Raw genomic sequence first — 25067 nt, forward strand, 5'->3', positions numbered from 1 at the left:
GTCCGCTTCGTCGTCGACCGCGTGTGCATATCCGAAGCTAACCCTCTAACATGCCGTATTACAATCATATTCTCGCACCACGGGGCACCATCACGACGCCGTCCAGCCGCCGTCCATCGACAAATTGGCGCCGGTGATCGCCTTGGCTTCGTCGCGACACAGGAACACCGCGAACGCCGCGACCTGTTCGGGGGTGACGAACTCCTTGGTCGGTTGCGCGGCGAGCAGGACGTCGTTCATGACCTGGTCGCGCGTCATCCCGCGGGCCGCCATCGTGTCCGGGATCTGGTTCTCGACCAGCGGCGTCCAGACATAGCCCGGCGAGATGCAGTTGACGGTGATGCCGTCGGTCGCGGTCTCCAGCGCGATCGTCTTGGTGAGCCCGGCGATCGCGTGCTTGGCCATGACGTAGGCGGACTTGTTCGGGCTCGCGACGAGAGAGTGCGCCGATGCGGTCGAGATGATCCGTCCCCAGCCCTTGGCGCGCATGTGCGGCACGGCGGCACGCATCATGTGCCAGGCCGAGGACAGGTTGATCGCGATGATCGCGTCGAACTTGTCGATCGGGAAGTCGGCGATCCCCGCGACGTGCTGGATGCCGGCGTTGTTGACGACGATGTCGACGCTGCCGGTCTCGGCTGCGGCACGCTCGACCATTGCGGCGATCTGGTCGGGCTTGGTCATGTCGGCGGGATCGTAGAGTGCGATCGCGCCGCTGGCCTGCGCCAACGCCGCCCGCTCACGTTCGATCACATCGGCATCGCCGAACCCGTTGAGCACCACTGCTGCGCCTTCGGCTGCAAACGCCTTGGCGTAGGCGAGCCCGATCCCCGACGTGGATCCGGTGATGACCGCGGTCTTGCCCTTCAGGAACATGCATACTCCCCCATCTTGGCGCAGCGTATTCTGCCGCCGTGCAACCCTAGCGCCACCTTGCGCATTTCGTTCCCGAGAAGAAACGAAAAGGGGCATATCCATGCGGCTCGACGATTACGATCCGAACATCAACGTCGAGGACCAGCGCGGCTCGGGCGGCGGAGGCGGCGGCGGTTTCGGCGGCGGCGGTGGCGGTGGCGGCCTGCTGATGGGGCTGCTGCCGATGATCGGCAGCCGCTTCGGGTGCGGCGGGATCGTCGTGGTGCTGATCCTGATGGCGGTGTTCGGTGGGATGGGCGGCCTTGGCGGACTGCTCGGTGGCGGACAGACGTCGGCACCGACGACGCAGAGCGGACCGCGCTCGGGCTCCGATACCAAGTCGAGCTGTTCGCTGAACGCCGAAAGCAAGGCCGCCTGCAACGCCTTCAGCTCGGCGGATAATACCTGGGAAGCGATCTTCCAGAAGAACGGCCAGCGGTTCGAGGCGCCCAAGCTGGTGTTCTTCGACGGCAACGGCCGCTCGGGTTGCGGCGCCGCGCAGTCGGCGATGGGGCCATTCTATTGCCCGACCGACCAGGGCATCTATCTCGACACGAGCTTCTTCAACGAGCTGTCGACGCGCTTCAAGGCGAACGGCGACTTCGCACAGGATTACGTGATCGCGCACGAGTTCGGCCATCACATCCAGAAGCTGCTCGGTACCAACGCGCAGGTCCAGCAGGCGCAGCGCCAGGCGAGCGAGACCGAGGGCAATGCTCTGTCGGTGCGGCTCGAATTGCAGGCGGATTGCTACGCCGGCGTGTGGGCGGCGGCGAACAAGTCGCGCCTCGAGGCCGGGGATATCCAGGAGGGCATGACCGCCGCGCAGGCGATCGGCGACGACACGTTGCAGAAGCAGTCGCAGGGCCGCGTGGTACCGGACAGCTTCACGCACGGCACCTCGGCTCAGCGCCAGTCCTGGCTGAAGCGCGGGCTGGAAAGCGGCGATCCACAGCAGTGCGATACGTTCTCAGGCGCGATCTGAGCTGAGCCTCCCGATCCTCCCCCGCCAGGGGGAGGTGGCTGGCGCTTGCCAGACGGTGGGGGAGGTAAGCGAAAAGCCTGTTCCGTGTCCTCCCCCTCCGTCACCTCCGGCGACACCTGCCCCTGGCGGAGGAGGATTCAAACAATGGCGCGCGCGTTCTTATGCGACGACGACGCCCTTCCAGAACGCATAGCGCCCCTCGATCTCGGCCGCTGCGGACTTCGGTTCCGGATAATACCAGACCGCATCGATGTTCCGCTTCCCGTCGACGACGAGGGTCTTGTAGCTCGCCACACCCTTCCACGGGCAGTTCGAATGCGTCGCGCTATCCTCCAGCAACGCCGGATCGACGCTATCGGCGGGGAAGTAATGATTGCCCTCGACGACGACGGTATCGTCCGATCGTGCGATCTCGTGGCCATTCCAACTTGCAACCGGCATGCTGATCTCCTTCAGGCGCGCCCCAGCCCCGCCGCCTCATACGCCTCGGGCTTGAACCCGACCAGCAGCGTCTTGCCGGTATCGAGCACCGGCCGCTTGATCATCGACGGTTGCGCCAGCATCAGCGCGGTGGCCTTCCCGGCATCGAGATCCGCTCGGTCCGCTTCCGGAAGCTTCCGAAACGTCGTTCCCGCACGGTTGAGCAAAACCTCCCAGCCAACCCGGCCGATCCAGTCGTCCAGATGCGCAGCGTCGATTCCGGCGGTCTTATAGTCGTGGAACGCATAGTCCACGTCGTGCGCATCGAGCCATGTCCGCGCCTTCTTGATCGTGTCGCAATTCTTGATGCCGAACATCGTGATCGTCAAAATAGCCTCCGAAGCAAAACTGGAATCAGTCCAAGCGCAGCCGTTTGGTAGCAAGCTACGGGACGCACGTGCACCCGATCCAGGACATGAAGCTCGCTCATACTCAAGAGGAGCGATCATGTCCTTCCGCGTTCAGGGGCTCGACCCCGACCAGTTTCGACACCTGTTCGGCGCCTCCGATGCCAGTCTCGCGCTCGTCGGCGCACGGCGATACGTAGTCGACGCCGAGCCCGGCTTTCCCGATCGCATTGCGGTGCGCGATCTGGAGATTGGCGAGACGGCGATCCTGATCAACTACGAACATCAGCCGGCCGACACGCCCTACCGCGCACGCCACGCGATCTTCGTATCCGAGGCGGAGACGGAACCGCTGAACCTGCTCGACGCGGTCCCCAAGGCGATCCGCAGCCGGCCGATATCCCTGCGCGCCTTTGGACCTGACGACGAGATGATCGACGCGGACCTTGTCGCAGGCACGGACCTGATCCCGCTGATCGAGCGGTTCCTCGCGGTGCCGGACGTGGCGTATCTGCAGGCCCACTACGCCAGACGCGGATGTTACGCCGCGCGCATCATTCGTGCCTGACCAGCGCAAGCCGGTGGCGTGACGCAGCGCGGGCGTTTATCGGTGCGCCATGACGCATCCATTCTACGCGATCCATAGTCACGGGCTGATCCGGGTTGCCGCCGCGACGCCGCGGGCTTCGGTGGGGGATACGGGCGCCAACGCCGAAGCGACGATCGCACTGGCGCGCGAGGCTGATGCGAAGGGCGTCGACCTCGTCGTGTTCCCGGAACTGAACCTCACTTCCTACGCGATCGACGATCTGCATCTCCAGACTGCGCAGCAGCGCGCGACGCTCGCGGCGATCGCGATCGTGGTGGAGGCGAGCGCGACCATGCGACCGGTGTTGGTGGTCGGCGCGGCGCTGGTGCGGAACGGGCGGCTGTATAACTGCGCGCTGGCGATCGCACGCGGGCGTGTGCTCGGCGTGGTCCCGAAGACGTTCCTGCCGAATTACCGCGAGTTTTACGAGAAGCGGTGGTTCGCGAGTGGCGTGGGAATGACCGGATTGACGATCGACCTAAACGGCGAGGACGTGCCGTTCGGGACCGACCTGATCTTCGCCGCGCGCGACCTGCCCGGCTTCGTGTTCCATGCCGAGATCTGCGAGGATTACTGGGCCCCTACCCCGCCCTCGACCGCGGGCGCGCTTGCGGGTGCACTGATCTGCTGCAACTTGTCCGCGTCGAACATTGTCATCGGCAAGGCGCGCGACCGGGCAATGCTGGCGGCCGCGCAGTCGGCGCGCGCGGTCTGCGCCTATGTCTATTCCGCGGCGGGACCGGGCGAGAGCACCACCGAAGTCGCGTGGGACGGCCAGGGACTGGTCCACGAACTCGGCGAGCAGATCGCGGAGTCGGCGCGGTTCTCGACCGAGCCCGAACTGGTCGTCGCCGACGTCGACTGCGAACGGATCACGCAGGAACGCCTACGGACCGGCACCTTCAACGATGCGGCGATGTTCGCCGGCAACCCCGAAACACGATTCCGGCGGACCGCGTTCGATCACGCGCCGGTACTTGAGGACGCTGGCCTCGAACGCGCCATCCGCCGGTTCCCGTTCGTCCCGAACGACCCGGCGCGGCGCGACGACGATTGCTACGAGGCGTTCAACATCCAGGTGGAGGCACTGTCGAAGCGCCTCGTCGCCGCGCATGCCGAGACGATCGTGATCGGCGTATCGGGCGGCCTCGACTCGACGCACGCGCTGATCGTCGCGGCAAAGGCAATGGACCGCCTCGGACGCCCGCGCAGCGCGATTCTCGGCTTCACCATGCCTGGCTTCGCGACCGGCGAAGGGACCAAGGCTAACGCTTGGGCCCTCATGCGCGCGCTCGGCATCACCGCCGAAGAGATCGACATCCGCCCCGCCGCCACGCGGATGCTGGAGGACATCGGCCATCCCTTCAGCGAAGGCGAACCGGTCTACGACATCACCTTCGAGAACGTGCAGGCGGGTCTGCGCACCGACTACCTCTTCCGCCTCGCCAACCAGCGGCGCGGGATCGTGCTCGGCACCGGCGATCTCAGCGAGATGGCGCTTGGCTGGTGCACCTACGGCGTCGGCGACCAGATGAGCCATTACGCGGTGAACAGCGGCGTGCCCAAGACGCTGATCCAGTTCCTGATCCGCTGGTGTATTCGCACCGACCAGTATGACGCAGCGACTGACGCGATCCTGTCGACGATCCTCGCGCAGGAAATTTCGCCGGAGCTCGTGCCCGCCGGTGCGGATGGCGCATTGCAGAGCACCGAATCGATGATCGGGCCGTACGCGCTAAACGATTTCTTCGCGCATTACGTGATCCGCTATGGGCTCGCGCCATCGAAGATCGCGTTTCTCGCCTGGCACGCATGGCGCGATGCGAGCGTCGGCGCATGGCCGGAAGACCTGCCCGCGGACGCGCGCGTCGCCTATGACCTGCCGACGATCCGCCATTGGCTGGAGAAATTCCTCTTCCGGTTCTTCACGACCAGCCAGTTCAAGCGGTCGGCGATGCCCAATGGACCGAAGGTCTCAGCAGGCGGTGCGCTATCGCCGCGTGGCGACTGGCGCGCGCCGTCGGATGGAACTGCGACGATCTGGATCAAGGAATTGCGGTCAAGCGTTCCGTAAGGTCAGCCGCGCCACCTTGCATAAATCGCCCATCCGGCGCATTATGAAAATCCTATGACAGTGGCTCCACCGGATGGATCGCGCGATCGCCGGATCGAGATCCCATCTAATCTTTGGCTGATTCACCCGGCAGGCCGTGCGCTTTTGCCGCTTGCGTTGGCGCGTGGAATTTCGGCCAATTCGGTGTCGGTGGCGGGGCTTTGCCTCGGCGGAGCAGCGGCGCTCGCCTACACGCAGTGGGGAAACTGGGCGCTCGCGCTGGTCGGCCTGGTGCTGTCGATGGGCTGGTTGATCGCCGACGGACTCGACGGCATGGTTGCCCGCGCGACCAAGACCGCGAGCCCGCTCGGCAGGATGCTCGACGGATTATGCGATCACGGCGTCTTCGCGCTGATCTACATCTCGCTCGCGCTGACGATCGACACGCCCGAGGGCTGGGTCCTCGCCTTCGCAGCCGGCGGCGCGCATGCGGTCCAGTCGAACATGTACGAGGGCGAGCGCTCGCGCTTCCATCGTCGCATCAAGGGCGTAGCACTCGAAGCGCTTCCAGTTCCGACCGGCAACGCGCTCGTACGCTTCTATGATGGCGTCGCGAGCAGCATCGACCGGATTGCCATGCCGTTCGAGCGCACGCTCGGTCAGTCGGCGGATCCGATCGCGCTCGGCGCCCTGTATGGTGGCCGCGCCGTCGCGCCGTTGCGCTTCATGGCCTTGCTTACCGCGAATGTCCGGGTATGGGCGATCTTCGTCGCCTGTTTCGCGGGCAACCCACGCATCTTCTGGTGGTTCGAGATCGTCCCTTTGACGCTCGTGGCCATCGTCGGGCTCGTCTGGCACCGTCGTGTCGAGCGGGCTTTCGTTCGTAATACTTCCGCAACGCGACCAAAGACCGCGTCGCGCATGCATCTTTCGTAAGGAACAGGGTCAGTAATGAATAGCATTCGGATCGCCGTGGTCGGCATCGGCAACTGCGCGAGCTCGCTCGTCCAGGGCCTCGAGCATTATCGCGAGGGGGCAAACGACCAGGTTGGCCTGATGCATTTCGATATGGGCGGCTACAAGCCGAGCGACATCAAGGTCGTCGCGGCCTGGGACGTCGATCGCCGGAAAGTCGGCAAGGACGTCGCCGAGGCGATCTTCGCCAAGCCGAACTGCACCGCGGTGTTCGCACCCAATGTCGGCAACACCGGCACGATCGTGAAGATGGGCAAGAAGCTGGACGGCGTCGCCGACCATATGGCCGACTTCAAGGACGACCGCACGTTCCTGGTCTCCGACGCCGCCGAGCCGACGCGTGAAGAGGTCATCGCCGAGCTGAAGGCATCGGGCGCCGACGTTCTCATGAACTACCTGCCGGTCGGTTCGCAGGAAGCGACCGAATTCTACGCCGAATGCGCGATTGAAGCAGGCGTTGCGTTCGTCAACAACATCCCCGTGTTCATCGCATCGAACCCGGTCTGGGCGAAGAAGTTCGAGGACGCCGGCGTCGCGATCATCGGCGACGACATCAAGGCTCAGCTTGGCGCGACGATCGTCCACCGCGTGCTGACCGACCTGTTCGCCAAGCGCGGCGTGAAGCTGGATCGCACCTACCAGCTCAACACCGGCGGCAACACCGACTTCCTCAACATGTCGAACCATCGCCGTCTCGAGTCGAAGAAGATTTCGAAGACCGAAGCCGTGCAGTCGGTCGCGGCCGAGCGCATGGACGACGACAACGTCCATATCGGTCCGTCGGACTATGTGCCCTGGCAGAACGACAACAAGGTCTGCTTCCTGCGCATGGAAGGCCAGCTGTTCGGCGGCGTGCCGATGAACATCGAACTGCGTCTTTCGGTCGAGGACAGCCCCAACTCGGCAGGTGTCGCGATCGACATGATCCGTTGCGCCAAGATCGCCAAGGATCGCGGCATCGCCGGCGTCATCGACCCTGCATCGGCGTATTTCTGCAAGCATCCGCGCACGCAGATGACCGACGATCTCGCACAGATCGAAGTCGAGCGGTTCATCAAGGCCGCCTGACATGATCGATACGCCCCGGATTGAAACGGCGATCATCCTCGCCGCCGGGGAAGGCAGCCGCCTTCGCACCTCCGCCCCGTACAAGCCGCTCTGCGCGGTCGCGGGGCGGCCGTTGATCGCCCACGCGCTCGAAGGGCTGGCGGAAGCCGGTTTCGCGCGGGCGATCGTGACGGTGAGCTACGGTCGCGAGGCGATCGAGGCGTATCTCGCGAGCCGGCGCTGGCCGCTGGCGGTCGAGACGGTTCTGGCCGATCACCGCGAACCCAACGGCGTCTCGGTGTTGGCGGCGCGCCAGGCGCTGGCCGGCAGCGAAGCTATTCTTGCGATGTGCGACCACCTCGTCAGTCCCGAACTTTACGCCCGCATGGCGAAGGCCGGCGCTGGCGGAGGCTTGCGGCTCGGCATCGACCGACGGCTCGGTCATGACTGGGTCGACCCGGAGGACGTCACCTGCGTGGCGACCGAAGGCGACCGCATCGTCGCGATCGGCAAGGGCCTCGCACTGCACGACTGCTACGACACCGGCGTCTTCGCGATCGGCCCTGCGCTGTCGGACGCGCTGGCCACGCTCGCGAGCCCCTCGCTCACCGAAGGCGTCCGCCTGCTGGCCGCACAAGGTCTCGCCCGGATAGTCGATTGCAGCGACATCGACTGGATCGACGTCGACGACGCGCCTGCACTCGCGATGGCCGAGGCTTGGATGGCGACCAAGGCGGATGCCGTAGCGGCCTAAAACTCCCGCTCTCCTGCGAACGCAGGAGCCCAGGGTCACGATCGCTGCGCATTGGTATCCTGGGCTCCTGCGTTCGCAGGAGAACACCGTGGGGTGCTAAGGCCTAGACCGACGCCTCGACCCGAGGATCCGGCACGTCCAGCGTCGCGCATGTCCCGACCGCAGCGTTCTCGATCGTCACTGTTCCGCGCAACTGCCGCGCGAGGCTGCCGATCATCCGCATCCCGAGGCTTTTGCGCGATGCCGTCTTCAAGTCGAAGTCCGCCGGCAACCCGCCGCCCTCGTCGGACACCGTCAGCACGATCCGCCCGTCCGCGCTCCGCACCGTGACCAGGATCACGCCACCATCGTCGCCATACGCATATTTGATCGCATTGGTGACCAGCTCGGTGACCAGCAACCCCATCGGGATCGCCACGTCCGCGCTGATCAGGATCGCTTCGATGTCGCAGTCGATCCGGTGGGTGAGCGATTGCTCGCCCAGTCCCGTAGCGATCCCGCAGACTAGATCGTTCAGCGCGACGATGCCAACCTGATCGCCACGCCAGAGCTGGTCGTGCGTCTGCGCGATCGCGGTGATCCGCGCCTGCGCGTCGCCGAGCAGCCGGCGGATCCGCGGATCGTCATCCTCCTGCATCTGGAGGTTGAGCATCGCCGACACCAAAGCGAGGCTGTTCTTCACCCGGTGGCTAGCCTCCCGCGTCAGCAACTCCTGATGCTCCATCGCCTCGCTCAGCCGCTGCTCCGCCTGCTGCCGCTCGATCGCCACGCCGATGAGGTTGGCAAACCCCTGCATGAACGCGAAGTCGGCGGGCTCGAACTTGCCCTCGTCCGGGCTGTCGACCTCCAGCACGCCGAAGCGCTTGCCCGACGTCTCCACCAGCACGTTGATAGCGCGACGGATATTGTGCTGCGCCATGAACTCGGGCGTCCGGAAGCGCTGTTCGTTTTCCAGATGGTTCGAGATCACCGGTAGCCCGGTTTCCAGCGCGAACCCCGCCGGCGAGCCAAGATCGGTCCGCATCTCGGTCGACCCGACCACCCCCGGCGCCCAGCCGATCCCGGCGCGGACCAACAAGGTGTTCTGTTCGGGCCGGTATTCGAGGAACTTGCAGTATTTCGACCGCATCCCCTCGCCGCACAACTCAGTCGCGCGTTGCAACATCGGCTGCAAATCCCGCGCGCGCAGCGCCTCAATACCGAAATCGGCAAGGATCGACTGCTGGCGAAGACGATATTCCAGTTCGCCTGCGCCGGGTGGCCGATCGCCGCCGGGAGATTGTTCGATAACCGTCATACTCACTCGATGTTACTGGCAATAAGTCTCGTCACGCCTGCCGCATCCAGCAAGCTCAATCGCCCACCCTGAAATCGCGGATCGTGCGTGACTTCCGCGATTGCCCATTCGGGGCTGACGATCGACGTCAGAGCGGTCGCGTCGTCCTGCCCGATCTCGGCGAGCTCGAGCCCGGCGAACGCTCCTTCGAACAGGTCGATGCCAAAGTCTGCATCCACCGGATACCGGCGTTTCCTCAACGATCGTGCCGGCAGTTGCGCCAGCAGGTCATACTCGTCCCGATCGAGATACGTCGTGACCGTCGGCCTGCTCAGCACGTCGGCAACGTCGTATTTCTTGCCGATCTTCAGGACCACACGCCCCGACACGCTATCGGTCATGGCGCGCAGCCTCAGCCGCGTGCCCTCGATGTATCGGTCCTCGATCAGGATATACGGCGCGTCGGCCAGATCGGGCCGACGCGCAGGATCGACGAGAAACCGGCGCTCGCGCTCGACATGCGCGTATTTGTGAGCGACCAGCTCCTCGTCGAGCCCCCGCAACATCGGGTCAGCGCGTCAGCTTCTTATAGGACAGCGCGGTAGGACGATCCGCCGCATCGCCCAGACGGCGGCGCTTGTCCTCTTCGTAGGATTCGAAATTGCCTTCGAACCATTCGACATGGCTGTTGCCCTCGAACGCCAGGATGTGCGTGGCAAGACGATCCAGGAAGAAGCGGTCGTGGCTGATCACCACCGCGCACCCTGCGAAATTCTCGATCGCTTCCTCGAGCGCGCCCAAGGTCTCGACATCGAGATCGTTGGTGGGCTCGTCGAGCAGCAGCACGTTGCCGCCGCGCTTCAGCATCTTGGCGATGTTGACGCGGTTGCGCTCACCGCCCGACAGCTTGCCGACGTTCTTCTGCTGGTCCTGGCCCTTGAAGTTGAACGCGCCGACATAGGCGCGCGTCGACTGGTCGAACCCGTTCACCTTCATCGAATCGAGACCGTCGGAAATCTCCTCCCAGACGTTCTTCTTGTCGTCGAGATGGTCGCGGCTCTGGTCGACATAGCCGAGCCGCACGGTCGAACCCTTGTCGATCGTGCCGCTGTCCGGCGTCTCCTGCCCAGTGATCAGCTTGAACAGCGTTGACTTGCCGGCGCCGTTGGGACCGATGACGCCAACGATACCGCCCGCGGGCAGCGTGAACGAGAGGTTCTCGAACAGCAGTTTGTCGCCGTAAGCCTTGGAGACGTTCTCGAGCTCGATGACCTTGCCGCCGAGACGCTCGGGCACCTGGATGACGATCTGCGCCTTGCCCGGCGAGCGGTTCTCCTGTGCGGAGACGAGGCGTTCGAAGTTGGCGATACGCGCCTTGGACTTGGTCTGGCGCGCCTTGGCACCCTGACGAATCCATTCGAGCTCGTTCTTGATCGCGGTCTGACGACCGGACTCCTCACGATCCTCCTGCTCAAGGCGCTTGGCCTTCTTCTCGAGATACGTCGAGTAATTGCCCTCATACGGGAAATACTTGCCGCGATCGAGTTCGAGCACCCAGCCAACGACGTTGTCGAGGAAATAGCGGTCATGGGTGATCATCAGCACCGCGCCCGCATAATCCTTCAGATGATTCTCCAACCACTGGACGCTTTCCGCGTCGAGATGGTTGGTGGGCTCGTCCAGCAGCAGGATACCCGGCTTCTGGATCAGCAGGCGGGTCAGCGCGACGCGGCGCTTCTCACCACCCGACAGCTTGTCGACCGGCCAGTCGCCCGGCGGGCAACGCAGCGCCTCCATCGCAACCTCGAGCTGGTTGTCGAGCGTCCAGCCGTCGATCGCGTCGATCTGCTCCTGAAGCGTCCCCATCTCCTCCAGCAGCGCGTCGAAGTCGGTGTCGTCCTGGGGATCGCCCATCTCGGCGGAGATCGCGTTGAAGCGATCGACCATGTCCGCGACACCGCGCGCGCCGTCCTTGACGTTCTCGAGCACGGTCTTGGTGGCGTCGAGCTGCGGCTCCTGCTCCAGATAGCCGACGGTAACGTTCTCGCCCGGCCAGGCCTCGCCGGTATAGTCCTTGTCGATGCCGGCCATGATCTTGATCAGCGTCGACTTGCCCGCGCCGTTGGGGCCGACGATGCCGATCTTGGCGCCATGATAGAATTGCAGATTGATGTTCGACAGCACCGGCTTGGGCGCGCCGGGGAAGGTCTTCGTCATGTCCTTCATGACATAGGCGTATTGGCCGGCCACGGGGGTCTCCGTTCGGGTGTTCGTGAGGGAGGGATTGATCTGCGCATGTAAGGGCAGCCGCGAAGGTTGGCAACGCGCGAGCTGGGACCTAACGAAGGAGGCCGACACCAAGGGGAATTGCTGATGACGCGTATCGCACCATTTCTGGCGGCCTGTGCCGCAATCACCGCCGCTCCTCTTGCCGCGCAGCGCACCGCTGCCCCCGCAACCGCGGTCGACGCGAAGGTCGCGGCGCTGCGCGACAAGGCACTGACCGACGATACGGCGTACAAGATCGTCGAGGGGATCACGACCGAGGTCGGCCCGCGGATGACCGGCACCGAGGCGGCGCCGCGGGCGCGCGCCTGGTCGGTCGCCAAGCTGAAGGCGCTCGGGTTCAAGAACGTGCGGATCGAGCCATACCAGTTGCCGGTATGGTCGCGTGGCACGGAGAGTGGTGAGCTGGTCGCCCCCTATGCGCAGAAGCTGCACCTGGTCGGCCTCGGCAATTCGGGCGCGACGCCGCCGGGCGGGCTGACCCTGCCGATCGTGTATTTCGCGACGTACAATGATCTGGCGCTCGCCGCTGACGGCAGCCTGAAGGGCAAGATCGCCTTCGTCTCGAACGCGATGCAGCCGACGCAGGACGGGTCGAGCTATGGATCGCAGGGCACCGCGCGCTTCGTCGGACCGAACGTCGCCGCCAAGAAAGGCGCGGCGGCGATCGTGATCCGGTCGATCGGCACCGATCACGGCCGCGGGCCGCACGCGGGCAACACCAATTTCGACGCGGGCGTGACGCCGATCCCCGCCGCCGCGCTGTCGGTCGCGGACGCGGAGCATGTCGAGCGGCTGGTGAAGCTCGGCAAGCCGGTGACGCTGAAGCTGGTGCTCGAAGACAAGCAGGTCGGCATGCGCGAATCGGGCAACGTCGTCGCCGAAGTCCCCGGCACCGATCCCAAGGCCGGGATCGTCCTGGTCGGTGGCCATCTCGACAGCTGGGATCTCGGCACCGGCGCGATCGACGACGGCGCGGGCATCGCGATCACCGCGGCGGCCGCCAAGATCGTCATGGACGGCGGCCAGCGCCCACGCCGCACCATCCGCGTCGTCTGGTTCGGCGACGAGGAGAGCGGCGGCTTCGGCGGAGCCGCCTACGCCAAGGCGCACGCCGGCGAACGCCATGCGACTGCCGCCGAATCGGATTTCGGTGCCGATCGCGTCTGGCGGTTCGAGAGCAGCCTGCCCGACGCCGCCAAGCCGATCGAGGATCGCCTGGCGGTCGCGCTCGCGCCGCTCGGGATCGTCCGCGGTGCCGACGCCCCGCACGGCGGCACCGATGTCGGCCCGGTGATCGCCACGGGTGTCGCCGGAATCGACCTCAACCAGTCGGGCCTGCGCTACTTCGACTATCACCATACGCCCGAGGACACGCTGGATCTGATCGACCCCGAACAGCTCCGCCAGAACGTCGCGGCCTGGACCACGGTGATCGCGACGGTGGCCAATGCACCCGAGGAAATCGGGTCAATTGTGCCCCAGAAGTGACGAATTGCATGAACCAATCTGTCATCGTTCTGCCGCAAACCTTGCGGACAGATGAATTTAGCGGATTGACCGCCCGCCGGGGGCCGCTATTTGACGTGACTTCGCGACGGCAATCGGGTCGGCCGCGAGTGAAACTATGCTTGGGAGCATTCGAATGAAGAAGATCGTTCTGATCGCTGCTGCCGCCGGCCTGATGTCCGTCGCAGCCTGCAGCAAGTCGCCAGAAGCCGCCGCAGTTGAGAACAACGCGGACATGCTGGCTGACAACATGGAAATGCAGGCTGACAACATGGACGCCATGGCGGACAACACCTCGAACGCAGTCGCTACCGACGTGCTCGAGAACGCTGCTGACAACATGAACGCAGCTGCCGACAACGTCCGTGACGCTGCCGACGAGAAGACCGACAACATGAACTAAGACCCTGTCGGGCGTTCGCGCTCGATAGAGTATTAGTGTCGGAAAGGGCGTTCCTTCGGGAGCGCCCTTTTTCTTTGCCGTTTTGCTTGTGCGCCCTTTTGCGGGCGGATCGCTTGCGCTAACGCATGCGCCGGTGGGGCCTGTAGCTCAACGGTTAGAGCTGGCCGCTCATAACGGCTAGGTTGCGGGTTCGATTCCTGCCGGGCCCACCAACCCCTCTCCCCGTCATCGAGCCAAGCGCTTGAATACCGATGTCGGGTTCGAGACCTTCACGACGTGCAGTGCATGCCGACGTTGCCGAAACCGCAGAGCGCCGGGGTTCCCCCAACTCAGATTTCCGTCATCACACCCTGATAAATCGGCTCTTCCATCGCGCGGCCCGCACCGATCGCGACGCAGGTCAGCGCGTTCTCGGCGACCGTGACGGGCAGCCCCGTCGCGTCCGACAACACTTCGTCGATCCGCGCGAGCAGCGATCCGCCGCCCGTCATGACGATGCCCTGATCGCAGATATCGGCGGCCAGTTCGGGTTCGGTCTTCTCCAGCGCGGTCAACACGGTTTCGACGATCTGGCCGATCAGATCAGCCAGCGACGCCGCGATATCCGCCTGCGTCACCTCGATCTCGCGTGGCACCCCCGCACGCAGGTCGCGTCCCTTGACGCGCATGACCTCGCCGATCCCATCCTCCGGCATCCGCGCCATGCCGACCGCCAGCTTGACCCGCTCGGCGGTCGCTTCGCCGATCATCAGATTGTGCTTGCGACGAATCATCGAACTGATCGCCTCGTCCATCTTGTCGCCGCCGACCCGCGCCGACGTGCTGTAGGCAAGTCCTCGCAGCGACAGCACCGCCACTTCGGTCGTGCCACCGCCGATATCGACGATCATCGCCCCGACCGGCTCGGTCACCGGCAGTCCGGCACCGATCGCCGCCGCCATCGGCTCTTCGATTAGATACACCTTGCGCGCGCCAGCATTGGACGCCGCCTGGCGTATCGCGCGACGCTCGACCAGGGTCGCGCCGGACGGGATGCAGATCGCGATCTCGGGATGGCGTGGCAGCCGGCTGGGGCCGCCATGCGCCTTTTCGATGAAGAATTTTATCATCTGCTCGGCGACATCGAGATCGGCGATCACGCCGTCACGCATCGGCCGGATGGTCTCGATCCCGTCGGGCGTCTTGCCCATCATCAATTTCGCTTCGGCGCCCACCGCGCGCACCTGCTGTACGCCATTGCGCGTTTCGATCGCCACCACGGACGGTTCGTTCAGGACGATGCCCTGACCGCGCAGATAGACGACGGTGTTTACCGTTCCAAGATCGATCGCCATGTCGTTCGACGGGCGGCTGAACAGGCGAGGAAGACGCATGGGCTGTGACAATCTGAAAGCGTGCGCCCGTTGCCGTGCCCACTGTATGAAACCATACGCTGTTGGCGTAGTGCGATCCGCGTCAATCGCTCTGCGCCCGGACGGGCGAACCCAACGACGATCACGACGGCATTCTCCGTACGATGTCATCGAATAGGGTCGCGGTGGGCTCCGAACGGCGTACTGCGCCGAGCAAGACATGCCCCTCGCCGCCCATGCCGATGAACGGATCGACCGCGGGATATGCGTTACGCGCACCCTCCTGCCGTCATCCGATCGGCAGGTCGAACAGCAGTTCGCGGACGTAGCGCACCGGGGGCGAACCATGCGCGAGCAGCGCGTCGTTGTAGCGCTTGAGATCGAACGCCGCGCCCTGCCGCTTCTTGGCCTCTTCCCGCAGCGCCATGTGCTCCGAATAGCCGGTGAAATAGCTCAGCAGCTGCGTCGAGCCGAGCGACGCGCGGACCCATTTGCCCGCCGCCTCGCGCTCCTGCTGGAACGCGGTGTGCGTCATCAGCTGCATCGCCTGCTCGCGCGTCATCCCCTCGGTATGGATGCCGATGTCGAGCAGCGAGTTCGAGATCGACCGCAGCCGCATCTTGAGCACGGTGAGCTTGAACAGCGGATCGCCGTTCAGATAGCCCTCGTCCGCCATCATGCCCTCGGCATACACCGCCCAGCCCTCGACGAACGGTCCCGAACCGAGCACCGCGCGCAGCGTCGACTGGGTCGCATTGGCATGCGCGAGCTGGAGGTAATGCCCCGGCATCGCCTCGTGCACCGCCAAGTCGTGGATCATGTAATCGTTATATTCGCTGAGGAACGAGGTCGCCTGCGCCTCGGTCCAGTCGTCGGGGATCGGCGAGACGGCAAAGAACGTGCCGAGGTTCTTCTCCAGCGGGCCGGGTGAATCGCAGTACGCAACCGCCACGCCTTGCTGGAACTTGGGCATCGTGATGATCTTCACGGGACTGTCGGGCATGCCGACCAGTCCCTTCTCCCCGACGAACGCGGTCGCCTGCGCCAGCGCCTTGGTCGAGGCGTCGATCATGCCGTCACGGGCGGGGCGCTTGGCGTAGGTGAGTTCGAGCGCGAGCTGGATTGCGGCCTGTTGCTGCGCTTCGGACGGCTTGTCGGGCAGCAGCAGCGCGCCCTTCTTGGCGCCGAATATCTGGCGCGCGATCGCGTACATCTGCGCGCGCGTGTCGACGATCGCGGCCTGCGCGCGGCGCTTGATCTCGGCCCGGGTGAGGTCGGATTGCAGCGCGAAGCCGAGCTTCTTGTCGTAGAGCGCAGCGCCGAGGCGGAAGTCGCCCTTCGCGCCAGGGACGAGCGTCTTGTCGAGCCAGACCTGATGCTCGGCGACCGCCGCCTTCAGTTTGACGAGCGCGGCGTCGAACCGCTTGGCGTCCGCTGCCGACAATTCGCCCTTGTGCGGGGCGAGCATGGTCTCGGCGATGTCGACGATGCCGCTGTTCTGCTTCGCTACGGTCGTCGCGTAGATCGACGGTACGCGGGCGGGGACGATGTTCGCGCGGGCCTGTGCCAGCAATGCGGGGAGCGCCGCCATCCGCGCGGTCGCCGCGTTCAGGCGCTGCGGCCAGGGTGCGAAATCGCGCGCGGCGAGCGAATAGAGCGAGCTGCCGGCGATGTCGTTATAGACCTGCGGATCCCACGCCCATCCACCGAGCGTCTCGGTATCCCAGATGTCGTAGCGCAGCGCATTGTCGAGCAGCGCCGCGTCGACCTGCTCCTCGCGCGAAAGGGCCTTGCGGTCGATCCGCTGGAGATCGGCGAGCATAGCCTTGGAGAACGCCTCTCGCTTGGCGCGCCCTGCGACGGACATGTCGGTGACCTGTGCGTCGAAGCGGTGATCGCCGAGCGATGTCGCCGACGACGGATTGAGGCGGGCGAGGCCATCGACGTAGCGCTTCGAGAGCGACGCGAACGCCGACGTCTCGTTCGCTTGCGCGGCCAGCACGGGCGCAGGGATCGACGAGACGGGCAGCGCGAGCATCGCGGCGCCGAGCAACAGACGGAAATTACGCATCATGGATTCCTGACGATCAGCGTTGTGGCGCGAGTTGTGCGTTCAGATAGACGGTAACGAGCGCGGCGCGCTTGGCGTCCTCGATCTTGTCGGCGCCCGCCGCGTGGCCGCCTTCGGGGTTCTCGTAATAGAAGAACGGGTCGCCATAGGCCTCCAGCCGCGCGGCGAATTTGCGTGCGTGGCCGGGGTGGACGCGGTCGTCCTCGGTCGAGGTGTAGATGAACGGCGTCGGGTATTTCACGCCGCGTTTCAGGTTCTGGTACGGCGAATATTTCGAGATGAACGCCCAGTCCGCCGGCTTGTCCGGGTCGCCATATTCGCCGATCCACGACGCGCCCGCCGACAGATGCGAATAGCGCTGCATGTCGAGCAGCGGCGATCCCATCACGATCGCGCCGTAGAGATCGGGACGTTGCTCCATCGCGACGCCGACCAGCAGGCCGCCGTTCGACCGACCGGATACCGCGATCTTCCGCTTGGCGCTGACGCCGGTCCGGACAAGATCGTCGCCGACCGCGTGGAGATCGTCATACGCCTTTTGCCGATTTTCGCGCAGCGGCATCTGGTGCCAGCGCGGTCCGTATTCGCCGCCGCCGCGGATGTTGGCGAGCACGAACGCGTTGCCCTCCTCGACCCAGAACAGTCCGGCCGGGCCCGAACGATAGGGCTGGTCGACGAGGTAGGTCGGCGTCTGCGCGTTGCGGAACCCGCCGTACGCGTGGACCAGCGCGGGCACCGGCCCCGTCGTGCCTTTCTTCCGCACCAGGAAATACGGGATCTGCGTGCCATCCTTCGACGTCGCGAACCGCTGTTCGACCTGCATCGTCGAGGCATCGAACCGCGCGGGCAGCGTGTCGACCGCCACCGGCTTGGCGTTGGGCCGGACGGCATAGAGCGCGGGCGGGCTGAGGAAGCTCTCGACCACCGCGAAGGCGACGTCGTCCTTGCCCGCGGTCGCCTCGAGGTGGATCGTCGACGCGGTCGGCAGCGCCGCGACACCTTGCGTCCAGACGCCATCCGCGCCGCGCGTCAGCGACACGAGCCGGCCAGAGACGTCGTCGAGCATTTTCACCCACAGTACCGACTTGCTCGAATCGACCTGCTCCACTGCCTGCTTCGCGGTCGGTACCAGCACGCGCTCGATCGTCGGCGCGTGGCCCGCCAGCACGTCGGCGACGCTGTACGCCACGACCGACCCGCTCGGGATCCCCTTCCAGTCGGACGCCAGCGTCGCGATCAACCGGCCATCGAGGACGGCGTTGATCTCCGCGTCATCGGGCAACGGCGACGGCACCAGCCGGCCATTCTCGGCGATATGACTGCGCTTCGAATGGAAGAAATCGACGTTGCGCGACACCAGCGGATAGCGCCGGTCGCCATCGGTGAAGACGCTGGTCTCGATCCCGACATCGTCCGTCGTCGCACTCGTCACGGTGGCCGCGGCCGAGAGCGGCGTGCCGCGCTGCCACCGCTTCACGGTGCGCGGATAGCCTGATTTCGTAAGGCTGCCGGCGCCGAAATCGGTCGCTACGTACAGCGCGTCCGGCCCGGCCCAGTTCAGCCCCGTCTTGAAGCTCGGCACGACGAAACCGTCCGCGACGAACTTGCCCGTGGGGATGTCGAACTCGCGTTCCTCGACCGCATCGCCGCCGCCGTTCGACAGCGCCACCATGCAGCGATCGTACGACGGAGAGCGGCACGTCGCGCCCTTCCACACCCAGCTCTTGCCCTCGGCCTTGCCGAGCGCATCGACGTCGATCAGCGTCCGCCATTCCGGCTTGCCGCTGGTGAACGACGCCAGCGACGCAACCCGCCACAGCCCGCGCACGTTCGTCTTGTCCTGCCACAGGTTCAGCACCTGATCGCCGAGGATCTGGTCGGGCGTCGCGATCTGGCGGTCTGCCTGCAACAGGTCGAGCGCACGCTGGCGGTAGCGCGCATAGCCCGGCTTGGCTTCGAGCGCGGCGAGCGACTGCGTGTTCCACCGCTTGACCGTATCGAGCGCACGCGTGCCGTGGATGTCCTCAAGATACGCGTTCGGATCGGCGGCGGGCGGCGGAGCCGAATTCTGGGCCAACGCGGTCGTGGAAAGGGCCAGCAAGGCCAGGAACGGCAGGCGTCTTTGCATCATCACTCTCTTATCGTTCAGTGATGCGACTGTAGGCAGCGCGGTCCGCTACGCCAGCCCCTTCTCTTCAGATCAGTCGGCCTCCAGCGCGAGCAGTGCGAACGTCGCCAGCCAATGCTCGCCCATGTAATCGTCCGCGAGATGCGGCAGCGCCTCTGCCAGATGCGCGTCGGCGATCGCGCGAGCGGCGGCAGGATCGGGCAGCGCGTCGGCGATCGTTCGCCAGCACCACGCGCGCGACAGGTTCACGCCATCGAGATGCGCGAGCCGGCCGTCCGACCGGTCGCTGACGATCGCGGGAGAGCGCAAGCACGCCGTCGCGGCACCGAACGGATCGGGCAGGAACGCCGCCAACCACGGCGCGAACTCCACGCCGAGCACGTCCTTCATCAACGCCGCCTCGCACAGCGTCGCCGACAGGAAATCCTCCCCGCTAGGCTCGAACGGCCGACAGTCGCGGTCGTCGCCATACCAGTCCCTCGCGCGTGCCTCGATTAACGCGGCGAGCGACGCGTCGTGCGTCCGCGCCCAGCGAAGCGCGTGGACTAGAGCGAACGCGGTGCAATCATGCTTGCCGCTTCGCACCGGGTAGATCAGCTTCGGCAGATACGCCGCAAACCGCGCAGCGAACGCGCGTGCCAACGGCTCGACCGCCGCCGCCCAAGGCCGATCGACACGCCGCGCCAGTTCGTCATGCAGCGCGAGCAACCATCCCCAGCCATAGGGCCGCTCGAACCCGCCCGTGCCCGGTCGATCGAGATACGCCACCTCGCCCGCGATCAGCGCGGGCACCAGCATCCGGTCGGCCAGCGCCTCGACCGCGGCGGCCTCCACCATGTCGGGATACAGCCGCGCGAGGCGCATCACCTGCCACCAGCCATGCACGCAGCTATGCCAGTCGAAACTGCCGTGAAACACCGGATGAAGCGTTTTCGGCAATGCCAGGTCACCGGGCCCGTCGAGCACCTGGTCGAGCTTGTACGGCCATTCGCGCGTCAGATGCCCCAGCGTCAGCCTGGCAAATCGCGCCGCAGTCGCGCGGTCGAGCCGCTGTGTCATCGTGTCATCCTACATCGTTCGCCGGCCATTCAGCTGCTGTGGTCCGAAATGATCTTCCACGCCGCACCACGCCGCTCGAACACCAAAGTCGTCATGCCCGTTTCGCTGGTCGACGCCCCGGTCAGCGTCCATCGTGCGAACAGCATCGCATGCGCCGGATCCAGACCGCGCATCTCCAGGAACGCGAACGACAGCTTGCCGCGCGCATTGCCCGTGCCGCTGAAGCTGGACCGGTATTTGTCCGCAATCGCCGGTTTGCCGCGGAGCAGTCCCTTCGGCGTCACGAACACCGCGTCCTCGGCATAGATGTCCATGAACCGCGCGAGATCGCCCGCGTTCCAGCCCGCCGCGCTCGCTTCCATGCCCTTGCGGATCGCGATTTCGGCGGGCGTCTGCGCAATCGCAGGTGCCGCGATCGCGACGATCGCGAGGGGTATCATCATGGATCACATCAGTGCGTCACTCCCGCGCCATCAAGTCCAGCAAGGCTGCCTCGCCCACCGGTTCGGACAGCAGGAAGCCCTGGTACAGGCTGCATCCACCCGCGGCGAGCAGTTCGAGCTGCGACGGTCGCTCGACCCCCTCGGCGATCACCGCGAGGCCCAGCGAACGCGCCATCGTGATCGCGCCGGCGACCACCACGCGGTCGCGCGCGCTGCCGTCGATGTCCCGGACCAGCGACTTGTCGATCTTGACGTAATCGAGCGGCAGCGACTTCAGATAGGCGAGACTCGAATAGCCCGTCCCGAAATCGTCGATCGCCACCCGGCACCCTGCCCCGCGCAGTTCCGCCAACAACGCCGACGCCGCCGCGAGGTCTTCGATCAACCCCGTCTCGGTAATCTCGACCGTCAGGCGTCCGCGCGGAAAGCCGCTCTCGTCGATCCGCGCGAGGAACAGCGCGGCAAACCCGGGCCGCGTGATATCCGCCGCGGTCAGGTTCAGCGACACGCGCAACGTCCCCAAAACCTCCGGCCACGCGACCGCACGCGCCAGCACCAGCCGCTGGATATGGTCCGACAACGCGATGCCCAGATCGGCCCGGTCGGCGGCGTCGAACAACGTATCCGCCCCGAGCGGCCCGAGCGCCCGGTGGTTCCAGCGCGCCAAGGCCTCGACCCCCGTGATCTTGCCGCTCGCGATCTCGACCTGCGGCTGCCAGCGCAGGTCGATCTCGTCGCGTTCGATCGCATGGTGCAGGTCGATCGCCAGCGCATCGATCGGCGCGACTCCGTCGGGCAGCGCCACGTGCAGCACCGATCCGTCGCTCGCCTTCGCCTCGGCCAGCGCCTCGCTCGCCCGGCGCAACAATGCCGCCGCGTCGTCGCCTGGCTGGCGCTGCGCCACGCCGAAGCGGCATCCGAGTACCGCGCGCGTATCGGCCACCGCGAACGGGCGCGCGAGCGCCGCGTCCAGCGCGGTGATCGCCGCCGTCACCGCGGCCCCGGCCGCCTCGATCACCAGCACGAACTCCGACCCGCCAAGCCGAGCGACCATCGCATCCACGCCGATTGCCTGGCGCGCGACCGTCTCCGCGCGCAACACCGCGGCTTCGATCAGGCCATCCACCGCGGGACGGCCATGCGCCGCATTGACGATGTCGAGGCGCGACAGCGCCACCAGCACCACCGCCACCGGCCGCTCCTCTGCGATACGGCTGACGATCCAGCGCCGCGCTTCGCCGGTCTCCCTGTCATAGTGCGACGCGCCCGGTATGCCGCGCCGATCGATCGCGCCGCCGGATGCGCGTGCGGCATGGCGCCCCGCGAACCGCAGCGCCTGGACGAGTTCGCCTTCGCTGGCCAGACTCGCGAGGAATTGCGTCGCGCCCGCATCGAAGAACTCGCCGATCGCCTCGACATCGCCGCGCGATACCAGCACCAGCAACGCGGCACCGTTGGTAGCGACCAACCCGCCCAGCCTGCGCGTCGCCGAAAGTCCGTCGTCGAGCGCACCGCGCGCATCGATCAACGCGACCGCGGCACCGCTTCCCAGGAACCGGCTTTCCAACCCTTCGGCATCGCCCACGACCGCCGCCTGCCACCCCGCACCGGCCCCTGCGCTCGCTAAAATCTCCGCGATCTCATCACGTTGACGGAACGATACCGCGAACAGCGTCGTTGCGATCTGCATGTCTTCCATATCCGTCGCACCTCGCTCGATCGGTGCGAGCCTAGCCGCCGTATCGCCGCGCGCCAATCCAATACCAGCCGATCCGGCCTTGTTAGTGGGACAGTCAGGTCTTAGCTCGGAGGAGATGACGATCGCGCCCACCCTCGAGCAAAAGCCGCTGCGCGATACGCATGGTCGCACGATCAAGTATCTGCGGATCTCGGTGACCGATCGCTGCGACCTGCGCTGCCGCTACTGCATGTCCGAAAAGATGACGTTCCTGCCGCGCAGCAAGCTGCTGAGCCTCGAAGAGATCGCGATCATTGCCGAACGATTTATCGCGCGCGGCGTGACCAAGATCCGCCTTTCGGGTGGCGAACCGCTGGTACGCCGCGATGTCGCCGAACTGGTCCAGCGCCTGGGTCACAACATCGGATCGGGCCTGGAAGAGCTGACGATGACCACCAACGGCACGCGCCTCGCGCAGCATGCCGAGGCGATGGTCGATGCTAGCATCCGCCGCGTTAACGTGAGCATGGACAGCCGCGATCCCGAGCGCTTCCGCTACATCACCCGCCACGGCGACGTGTCGCAGGTGATCGGCGGGATCTACGCCGCACGCGACGCGGGGCTCGCGATCAAGATCAACATGGTCGCGCTGAAGGGCTTCAACGAGGACGAGATCGCACCGATGCTCGCCTGGTGTCGCGACGAGGGCTTCGACCTGTCACTGATCGAGACGATGCCGCTCGGCGCTATCGACGAGGACCGTACCGACCGCTTCCTGCCGCTGACCAAGGTGTTCGAGGATCTCGGCCAGCAGTTCACGCTCGCCCGCGACGCGCACAAGACCGGCGGCCCCGCGCGCTATTGGAACGTCGACGGCACGCGCACCCGCCTCGGCCTGATCTCGCCGCTGACCGCCAATTTCTGCGACGGCTGCAACCGAGTGCGCCTGACCACCGAAGGCAAGCTCTACATGTGCCTGGGCCATGATGATCAGGTCGATCTGAAGGCGGCCCTGCGCGAAGGTGGCACCGCTGGCCTCGACGAAGCCATCGACGCTGGTCTGTTCGCCAAGCCAAAGGCGCACGACTTCCGCATCGGCCAGGGCGAAGGCCCCGCGGTCTCACGCCACATGAGCGTCACCGGCGGATGAGCCTGTACGAGCGGCGGGCGCTGGTCGCGTCCAATACCCCGCCTGCTCGTGCCGCCGAAGCGGAACTCGCCGACATGGGCGAGTGGGTGCGGGTCGAGGACGCGGACGTCATCATCGCGCTCGGCGGCGACGGGTTTATGCTTCAGACGCTGCACACGATGCTGGAGCGCCGCAAGCCACCCGTTCCCGTGTTCGGCATGAACCTCGGCACCGTTGGGTTCCTGATGAACGAATGGCGCCACCACGGCCTGACCGACCGGCTGGAGCGCGCGAAACCGTTCAAGGTCATCCCGCTCAGCATGACCGCGATCGGCGTCGACGGCCGCACCCACACGCTGCCCGCGATCAACGAAGTCTCGTTCCTGCGCGAGACCCGCCAGACCGCTAATCTCGAAGTCACGGTGAACGACCGCGTCGTCCTCGCCGAACTCGCCTGCGACGGCATCCTCGTCGCGACGCCGGCCGGTTCGACCGCGTACAACCTTTCCGCGCACGGTCCGATCCTGCCGCTCGGCTCCGGCATGGTGGCACTGACCCCGATCAGCCCGTTCCGCCCCCGGCGCTGGCGTGGCGCGATCCTGCCCGACAAAGCACGCATCCGCATCCGCGTACTCGACCCCGGCAAGCGCCCCGTCTCCGCGGTCGCCGACCAGCGCGAGATCCGCGACGTCGCGCAGGTCGACATCTGCATGGACCGCGCCCGCGAGCTCACGCTGCTGTTCGATCCCGAGCACGCACTGGACGACCGGATCACGATGGAACAGTTCGTCGCCTGAACGCGGTTTATCGCGGACTTTGCATTTTTGCGGCGAAACCCGCTTGCATCGTCCGACCGGCCGTTTATAGAGCCGCCTCCGGCAACGTTCCCTGATAGCTCAGCGGTAGAGCTCTCGACTGTTAATCGAGTGGCCGTAGGTTCGAATCCTACTCAGGGAGCCATTTTCCAGCCGGACAAGTCCTCGCTTCTTCGCGAGATGCCGGTAGGCGGGAACCCCGTTTTTCAAATCTGCTCAGCCAGTTGCAGTCATTCTTGCGACAACGTCTAACCTGCGCTTCCCCCAGGTATCTAAAAGTCTGAGCTCAAAACAAATCCCAGGCGAGACACGTTCGCGGTGGGTGGGATTTGGCGGGTATGCGCGCAAATTCTTATATTCTACCGACACTTAGGCCTGACCGACATTCTTTGTTTTATGAAACTTATTTCATGTTAAGATACTTTGTGGTTTAGGATGAAGTCTTACTCAAACAGTGGAGATTTCATGTTTCTTAAGTCACTTGCCACGGCATCGGCTGGCCTCATGCTGGTAGCCGCTCCGGTTGCAGCGAATGCGGCTTCGGCCAACCCGGCATCCAGCCTCTCGACGATCCAGTCGGCACGCGTCGGCACGCCGACCGTCAAGAAGTCCAAGGTCGCCGACGGTGGTTTCATCATCATCGCTCTTGCCGCCGTTGCGGTCGGTGGTGGTCTGTATCTCGCGATCGACGATGGCGACGATTCCGACAGCAACTAATCTGTTGGACCGGTGTCATGCACCGGTCCAATCGACCTGGGCTCGGCTGAAGCCAC

At 65.4% G+C, this 25067-nt stretch carries 23 protein-coding genes and 2 tRNA genes; 13 read left to right on the forward strand and 12 right to left on the reverse strand.

Annotated features, from left to right (window positions below):
* Nucleotides 1-90 precede the first annotated feature (90 nt).
* Nucleotides 91-876: a 3-hydroxybutyrate dehydrogenase gene (locus tag O6X71_RS15835; protein WP_353466681.1), complete on the reverse strand. Its 786-nt coding sequence runs from the start codon at nt 874-876 to the stop codon at nt 91-93.
* A 100-nt stretch (nt 877-976) separates the two neighbouring features.
* On the opposite strand from O6X71_RS15835, the gene ypfJ reads away from it, so the two are divergent.
* Nucleotides 977-1900, forward strand: a complete 924-nt coding sequence (gene ypfJ, locus O6X71_RS15840) for a KPN_02809 family neutral zinc metallopeptidase (protein WP_353466682.1) — start codon at nt 977-979, stop codon at nt 1898-1900.
* Between the two features lie 159 nt (nt 1901-2059).
* Here ypfJ and O6X71_RS15845 read toward each other — a convergent pair whose 3' ends face one another.
* A complete protein-coding gene (locus O6X71_RS15845; RefSeq protein WP_353466683.1) occupies nt 2060-2341 on the reverse strand; it encodes a DUF427 domain-containing protein in 282 nt (93 codons plus the stop codon).
* An 11-nt stretch (nt 2342-2352) separates the two neighbouring features.
* Nucleotides 2353-2709, reverse strand: coding sequence for an ArsC family reductase (locus O6X71_RS15850; RefSeq protein WP_353466684.1), 357 nt, complete (start codon nt 2707-2709; stop codon nt 2353-2355).
* A 118-nt stretch (nt 2710-2827) separates the two neighbouring features.
* Between O6X71_RS15850 and O6X71_RS15855 the strand changes: the two genes are divergently transcribed.
* Genes O6X71_RS15855 through O6X71_RS15875 form a run of 5 tightly spaced genes read left to right on the forward strand, consistent with a single transcriptional unit; the run spans nt 2828 to nt 8145 of the window.
* Nucleotides 2828-3295 carry a DUF1203 domain-containing protein gene (locus tag O6X71_RS15855; protein ID WP_353466685.1) on the forward strand — a complete coding sequence of 156 codons (468 nt, stop codon included), beginning with the start codon at nt 2828-2830 and terminating at the stop codon, nt 3293-3295.
* A gap of 49 nt (nt 3296-3344) precedes the next feature.
* A complete protein-coding gene (locus O6X71_RS15860; protein WP_353466686.1) occupies nt 3345-5390 on the forward strand; it encodes an NAD(+) synthase in 2046 nt (681 codons plus the stop codon).
* A 54-nt stretch (nt 5391-5444) separates the two neighbouring features.
* Nucleotides 5445-6305, forward strand: coding sequence for a CDP-alcohol phosphatidyltransferase family protein (locus tag O6X71_RS15865; protein ID WP_353466687.1), 861 nt, complete (start codon nt 5445-5447; stop codon nt 6303-6305).
* 15 nt (nt 6306-6320) lie between these two features.
* Entirely contained in the window at nt 6321-7412 is a 1092-nt protein-coding gene (locus O6X71_RS15870) for an inositol-3-phosphate synthase (RefSeq protein ID WP_056050788.1), read from the forward strand.
* 1 nt (nt 7413) lies between these two features.
* A complete protein-coding gene (locus tag O6X71_RS15875; RefSeq protein ID WP_353466688.1) occupies nt 7414-8145 on the forward strand; it encodes an NTP transferase domain-containing protein in 732 nt (243 codons plus the stop codon).
* A gap of 103 nt (nt 8146-8248) precedes the next feature.
* On the opposite strand, the gene O6X71_RS15880 is transcribed toward O6X71_RS15875, so the two are convergent.
* The 3 genes from O6X71_RS15880 to ettA are packed head-to-tail and all read right to left on the reverse strand — an operon-like array spanning nt 8249 to nt 11671.
* The gene (locus tag O6X71_RS15880) at nt 8249-9442 is read right to left on the reverse strand and encodes a sensor histidine kinase (RefSeq protein ID WP_353466689.1); all 1194 of its coding nucleotides are present in this window, start codon (nt 9440-9442) and stop codon (nt 8249-8251) included.
* Nucleotides 9443-9444: 2 nt separating this feature from the next.
* Nucleotides 9445-9987, reverse strand: a complete 543-nt coding sequence (locus O6X71_RS15885) for a hypothetical protein (RefSeq protein WP_353466690.1) — start codon at nt 9985-9987, stop codon at nt 9445-9447.
* Between the two features lie 4 nt (nt 9988-9991).
* Entirely contained in the window at nt 9992-11671 is a 1680-nt protein-coding gene (ettA, locus tag O6X71_RS15890) for an energy-dependent translational throttle protein EttA (RefSeq protein ID WP_056062887.1), read from the reverse strand.
* A 123-nt stretch (nt 11672-11794) separates the two neighbouring features.
* On the opposite strand from ettA, the gene O6X71_RS15895 reads away from it, so the two are divergent.
* From O6X71_RS15895 to O6X71_RS15905, 3 genes are all read left to right on the forward strand, one after another.
* Entirely contained in the window at nt 11795-13198 is a 1404-nt protein-coding gene (locus tag O6X71_RS15895; RefSeq protein ID WP_353466691.1) for a M20/M25/M40 family metallo-hydrolase, read from the forward strand.
* 154 nt (nt 13199-13352) lie between these two features.
* A complete protein-coding gene (locus O6X71_RS15900; protein WP_031393308.1) occupies nt 13353-13619 on the forward strand; it encodes a hypothetical protein in 267 nt (88 codons plus the stop codon).
* Between the two features lie 136 nt (nt 13620-13755).
* Nucleotides 13756-13831: transfer RNA gene (locus O6X71_RS15905), tRNA-Ile, on the forward strand.
* Between the two features lie 117 nt (nt 13832-13948).
* Here O6X71_RS15905 and O6X71_RS15910 read toward each other — a convergent pair.
* The 6 genes from O6X71_RS15910 to O6X71_RS15935 all read right to left on the reverse strand — a co-directional run bounded on the left by O6X71_RS15910 (nt 13949) and on the right by O6X71_RS15935 (nt 22362).
* Complete coding sequence (locus O6X71_RS15910) at nt 13949-14992, reverse strand: rod shape-determining protein (protein WP_353466692.1); 1044 nt, start codon at nt 14990-14992, stop codon at nt 13949-13951.
* A gap of 268 nt (nt 14993-15260) precedes the next feature.
* Nucleotides 15261-17042, reverse strand: coding sequence for a DUF885 domain-containing protein (locus tag O6X71_RS15915; RefSeq protein ID WP_353466693.1), 1782 nt, complete (start codon nt 17040-17042; stop codon nt 15261-15263).
* Between the two features lie 16 nt (nt 17043-17058).
* A complete protein-coding gene (locus O6X71_RS15920; RefSeq protein ID WP_353466694.1) occupies nt 17059-19173 on the reverse strand; it encodes a prolyl oligopeptidase family serine peptidase in 2115 nt (704 codons plus the stop codon).
* A gap of 69 nt (nt 19174-19242) precedes the next feature.
* Nucleotides 19243-20229 (reverse strand): DUF2891 domain-containing protein, encoded by a 987-nt coding sequence (locus tag O6X71_RS15925; protein ID WP_353466695.1) that lies wholly within the window; start codon nt 20227-20229, stop codon nt 19243-19245.
* A gap of 29 nt (nt 20230-20258) precedes the next feature.
* Entirely contained in the window at nt 20259-20672 is a 414-nt protein-coding gene (locus O6X71_RS15930; protein WP_353466696.1) for a YybH family protein, read from the reverse strand.
* A gap of 16 nt (nt 20673-20688) precedes the next feature.
* Entirely contained in the window at nt 20689-22362 is a 1674-nt protein-coding gene (locus O6X71_RS15935) for an EAL domain-containing protein (protein ID WP_353466697.1), read from the reverse strand.
* 124 nt (nt 22363-22486) lie between these two features.
* Here O6X71_RS15935 and moaA point away from each other — a divergent pair, with 124 nt between their 5' ends.
* From moaA to O6X71_RS15955, 4 genes are all read left to right on the forward strand, one after another.
* Nucleotides 22487-23500 (forward strand): GTP 3',8-cyclase MoaA, encoded by a 1014-nt coding sequence (gene moaA / locus O6X71_RS15940; protein ID WP_353466698.1) that lies wholly within the window; start codon nt 22487-22489, stop codon nt 23498-23500.
* Nucleotides 23497-24276, forward strand: a complete 780-nt coding sequence (locus O6X71_RS15945) for an NAD kinase (protein ID WP_353466699.1) — start codon at nt 23497-23499, stop codon at nt 24274-24276. The genes moaA and O6X71_RS15945 overlap by 4 nt, the downstream gene beginning before the upstream one ends.
* 88 nt (nt 24277-24364) lie before the next feature.
* Nucleotides 24365-24439, forward strand: a tRNA-Asn gene (locus O6X71_RS15950).
* Between the two features lie 320 nt (nt 24440-24759).
* The gene (locus tag O6X71_RS15955; RefSeq protein ID WP_353466700.1) at nt 24760-25011 is read left to right on the forward strand and encodes a hypothetical protein; all 252 of its coding nucleotides are present in this window, start codon (nt 24760-24762) and stop codon (nt 25009-25011) included.
* Nucleotides 25012-25067 lie beyond the last annotated feature (56 nt).

Source organism: Sphingomonas faeni, assembly GCF_040407505.1.
Lineage (GTDB): Bacteria > Pseudomonadota > Alphaproteobacteria > Sphingomonadales > Sphingomonadaceae > Sphingomonas > Sphingomonas faeni_E.

Coding starts and splice junctions, on each gene's coding strand:
- O6X71_RS15835 (WP_353466681.1), bottom strand. CDS start 876: ATGTTCCTGAAGGGCAAGACCGCGGTCATCACCGGATCCACGTCGGGG.
- ypfJ (WP_353466682.1), top strand. CDS start 977: ATGCGGCTCGACGATTACGATCCGAACATCAACGTCGAGGACCAGCGC.
- O6X71_RS15845 (WP_353466683.1), bottom strand. CDS start 2,341: ATGCCGGTTGCAAGTTGGAATGGCCACGAGATCGCACGATCGGACGAT.
- O6X71_RS15855 (WP_353466685.1), top strand. CDS start 2,828: ATGTCCTTCCGCGTTCAGGGGCTCGACCCCGACCAGTTTCGACACCTG.
- O6X71_RS15860 (WP_353466686.1), top strand. CDS start 3,345: ATGACGCATCCATTCTACGCGATCCATAGTCACGGGCTGATCCGGGTT.
- O6X71_RS15865 (WP_353466687.1), top strand. CDS start 5,445: ATGACAGTGGCTCCACCGGATGGATCGCGCGATCGCCGGATCGAGATC.
- O6X71_RS15870 (WP_056050788.1), top strand. CDS start 6,321: ATGAATAGCATTCGGATCGCCGTGGTCGGCATCGGCAACTGCGCGAGC.
- O6X71_RS15875 (WP_353466688.1), top strand. CDS start 7,414: ATGATCGATACGCCCCGGATTGAAACGGCGATCATCCTCGCCGCCGGG.
- O6X71_RS15880 (WP_353466689.1), bottom strand. CDS start 9,442: ATGACGGTTATCGAACAATCTCCCGGCGGCGATCGGCCACCCGGCGCA.
- O6X71_RS15885 (WP_353466690.1), bottom strand. CDS start 9,987: ATGTTGCGGGGGCTCGACGAGGAGCTGGTCGCTCACAAATACGCGCAT.
- O6X71_RS15895 (WP_353466691.1), top strand. CDS start 11,795: ATGACGCGTATCGCACCATTTCTGGCGGCCTGTGCCGCAATCACCGCC.
- O6X71_RS15900 (WP_031393308.1), top strand. CDS start 13,353: ATGAAGAAGATCGTTCTGATCGCTGCTGCCGCCGGCCTGATGTCCGTC.
- O6X71_RS15910 (WP_353466692.1), bottom strand. CDS start 14,992: ATGCGTCTTCCTCGCCTGTTCAGCCGCCCGTCGAACGACATGGCGATC.
- O6X71_RS15915 (WP_353466693.1), bottom strand. CDS start 17,042: ATGCGTAATTTCCGTCTGTTGCTCGGCGCCGCGATGCTCGCGCTGCCC.
- O6X71_RS15920 (WP_353466694.1), bottom strand. CDS start 19,173: ATGATGCAAAGACGCCTGCCGTTCCTGGCCTTGCTGGCCCTTTCCACG.
- O6X71_RS15925 (WP_353466695.1), bottom strand. CDS start 20,229: ATGACACAGCGGCTCGACCGCGCGACTGCGGCGCGATTTGCCAGGCTG.
- O6X71_RS15930 (WP_353466696.1), bottom strand. CDS start 20,672: ATGATGATACCCCTCGCGATCGTCGCGATCGCGGCACCTGCGATTGCG.
- O6X71_RS15935 (WP_353466697.1), bottom strand. CDS start 22,362: ATGCAGATCGCAACGACGCTGTTCGCGGTATCGTTCCGTCAACGTGAT.
- moaA (WP_353466698.1), top strand. CDS start 22,487: ATGACGATCGCGCCCACCCTCGAGCAAAAGCCGCTGCGCGATACGCAT.
- O6X71_RS15945 (WP_353466699.1), top strand. CDS start 23,497: ATGAGCCTGTACGAGCGGCGGGCGCTGGTCGCGTCCAATACCCCGCCT.
- O6X71_RS15955 (WP_353466700.1), top strand. CDS start 24,760: ATGTTTCTTAAGTCACTTGCCACGGCATCGGCTGGCCTCATGCTGGTA.